The sequence below is a fragment of the Asticcacaulis biprosthecium C19 genome, from assembly GCF_000204015.1.
GTDB classification, from domain to species: Bacteria; Pseudomonadota; Alphaproteobacteria; order Caulobacterales; family Caulobacteraceae; genus Asticcacaulis; species Asticcacaulis biprosthecius.
In genome coordinates, this window is the sequence record NZ_GL883078.1 from 273,772 (window position 1) to 276,722 (window position 2,951).

The 2,951-nt window shown below is 60.6% G+C and carries 2 protein-coding genes; one reads left to right on the top strand and one right to left on the bottom strand.

Annotated elements, in window-relative coordinates; genetic code table 11:
* Nucleotides 1-74: 74 nt before the first annotated feature.
* A complete protein-coding gene (locus tag ABI_RS11830; RefSeq protein ID WP_157138873.1) occupies nt 75-767 on the bottom strand; it encodes a response regulator transcription factor in 693 nt (230 codons plus the stop codon).
* 219 nt (nt 768-986) lie between these two features.
* On the opposite strand from ABI_RS11830, the gene ABI_RS11835 reads away from it, so the two are divergent.
* The gene (locus ABI_RS11835; RefSeq protein ID WP_006273223.1) at nt 987-2,132 is read left to right on the top strand and encodes a sensor histidine kinase; all 1,146 of its coding nucleotides are present in this window, start codon (nt 987-989) and stop codon (nt 2,130-2,132) included.
* The last annotated feature ends 819 nt before the right edge of the window (nt 2,133-2,951 follow it).

Here is a 2,951-nt window from a genome sequence, read left to right on the forward strand (position 1 = left end):
GACGGCTCCTCGCATTGGCTCGGGCGCCCGAAGTACGTTCTCTGGCGCGCTTGCCAACCCGCGACGAGTCAAGGTCATCGCGGGTTGGAATAAGGCGCTTCCGGGGCTGGTTCTTGGGCAGGTTCGGGCCCGGCGCTGGTGACGATGCGGACCAACTCCGCCAGGGATCTCGCCTGCATCTTCTTCATAATCGACGCCCGGTGATTTTCCACCGTACGCTGGCTGATCCCCATATCGACCGCGATGTTCTTGTTGGGTTGCCCGGCCAGGATCAGCGCCAGGATATCGCCCTGACGCTGCGTCAGCCGCGCTACCCGCGCCGCCACCGACCGGTGCTCTGTCTCGCTGGTGTTGAGTTGCCGCGAAGCTTTGACCGCGGCATCGACGCAGTCCATCAGGCGCCGCCGCGTCACTGGCTTTTCCAGGAAATCCGACGCGCCGGCCTTCATGGCGTCGACCGCCATGGTGATATCGCCGTGGCCGGTGATCATCACCACCGGCATGGTATGGCCGCTGCTGCGGACCCCCTGCAGCACATCCAGCCCGCTCATCCCCGGCAGCCGCGCGTCCAGCAATAGGCAATCAGCCGCACCGGGCGCGTAGGCGCTCAGGAAATCCTCCCCCGACCCATAGTCCGCCACCGCATGGCCCTCCGCCTCAAGCAGATGGCGCAGGCCGTCGCGAATAAGACAGTCGTCATCGACCACATGAATGAGGGGAACGGTTTGCGGTGGGTCGCTGGGAAGCGGCTGGGCTTTATGGGCCAACAGGCTATCGTTTCTGGCCGTCTTTGACCTGTGAGTAAAACTGTCGGGATCATCGCCGAAAGTATGACAAGGATACAATGCGTATTTTCCGATCCTATCTGAATATCGCGCCGCCAGATATGTATTGACTTCCGATATTCTCCCTTCCGGCGCGAATTCGATATTTCAACATATCCGGCACGGCGCTTATCCCCATCTGTCAGTGTGAAAGCGTATCCAATGCAGCTTGTCGACTTTATTCGCGGCAATACGGCGCCCATCATCGCTGACTGGGAAAGCTACGCCCAGTCCATGGTACCGGCCGGCGACCACATGGGTCCGCTGGCCATCCGCGACCACATCCATCAGATCCTCGACTTCATCGTCTGCGACATCGAATCCGCCCAAACCGAGCGTCAGCGCACCGACAAATCCCACGGCGCAGGCGCCGATGCCCACCACCCCAGCGCCGCCGAGATCCATGCCTCCCTGCGCTATGATGGCGGCTTCAACATGGCGCAGATGGTTTCGGAATACCGCGCCCTGCGCGCCAGTGTCACCAAGCGCTGGCTGGCCTCGGCCCCGATCATCACCGCCGAGCACGTCGACGCCCTGGTCCGCTTCAACGAAGCCATCGACCAGGCCCTGACGGAATCGATCCGCGACTACTCGCAAAAGATGGACCTGTCGCGCAACCTGTTTCTGGGCATTCTCAGTCACGACCTGCGCAACCCGCTTGGCGCCATCTCCATGTCGGCGCAACTGACCCTGAAGCTCGGCGCGCTCAGCGAAACCCAGACCATCCTGCAAAGCCAGGTCGTCGACAGTGCCCACCGCGCCAGCGAGATCGTCGACAACTTGTTGGATCTCACCCGCGCCCGCCTGGGGTCGGGCCTGCCAATCGTGCGTCAGCCTATGGACATGGGCCATCTCGCCCACCGCCTGGTCGACGAGATGCGCGTCCTTCACCCCAAACGCGAGTTCGCGCTGAAGGTCACTGGCGATCTGAGTGGCGACTGGGACAAGGCCCGCATCGGCCAGGTCTTTTCCAACCTGATCGGCAATGCCGTGCAATACGGCTTCATGGGCACGCCGATCACGATCCGTGTCGAAGGCCTGGCCCAGACGGTGGCGGTATCGGTACACAATGAAGGCGTCCCGATCGCCTCGGCGGCCCAGCGGACGATTTTCAATGCCCTGACCCGCGCCCCCTCCACGGCCCCGACCGCCACGCAATCGGCCTCGACCAATCTGGGGCTGGGTTTGTACATCACCAAGGAGATCGTCGAAGCCCATGGCGGCACGATCGCCTTTACCTCGACCGAGACCGACGGCACGGTGTTCCGGATCAGCTTCCCCCGCCTGGCGGATGGCGTGTCGGTGTGACGGCGCGGGGCAGACGCATTTTACGTCGACATAGCCGTTTCGAGTTCTTGAGTTACCAATTGCGGATTGACCTTCCATTCTGAGAGTCATTGGAATTGATCTGGCTTACCCTCCCTCGTGATGCCCTCCCGGCCAGGCCGGGGGAGTTGTCGAGCAAGGGAGCCTGCTTAGGCAACTCGTTGCGTGCCGGCGAGGCTCGAGACGAGGGGGCACCGGAAACTCCGCCCCCTGCTTTGCTGATACCTCCCCGCGCTCTTCGCGTTTGGTGAGCGCGGCCGAAAGATATCTCGGTAAGCGTAAAATCGCACGAGGACGAAGCGTAGCGAAGGACATATAGGCCGTAGGGACGCCGTTTACATTGTCGCTGCCCGTGGGTGAGTCAGGTGTGCATCGAAAATGACATCACCCGTGCTCACACTGTTGCTCATGTTGTGTTCTCTGTTGCGCTTGTTTTTCAAGAGGTTACGGCCAGACGGAAGGCGCTTGACCCGTTTCGGACTGAATCAAATCCGCCTCTGAAAGTCAAAAAATCATGTTTTGTCCCGCGCTGGCGACAGAATAGCCACTTGGAGGGGCCGAAATCAAACTCCGCATTTTCGCCTTCGTTAGGCCGATATCCCGATCGGCGCTGAGATCACCGTCGATCAAAATTGTAGGTTATTGCAAGACTCGGCGGAGGCTTACTGGATGTCTAGGATGCAATTGTAAAAACGGCGACCGTGTTTCAGCTCGGCCGCTCATTAACTGTCAACAAGTAACTCGACAATTCTCCAACCCATTTGCGCGAGGCATCGAGATCGGCGCGCTTTGCCGTTCCCT

Excerpts from the sequence above, each read along its gene's own strand:
- ABI_RS11835 (WP_006273223.1), top strand. The coding sequence starts at position 987 with ATGCAGCTTGTCGACTTTATTCGCGGCAATACGGCGCCCATCATCGCT.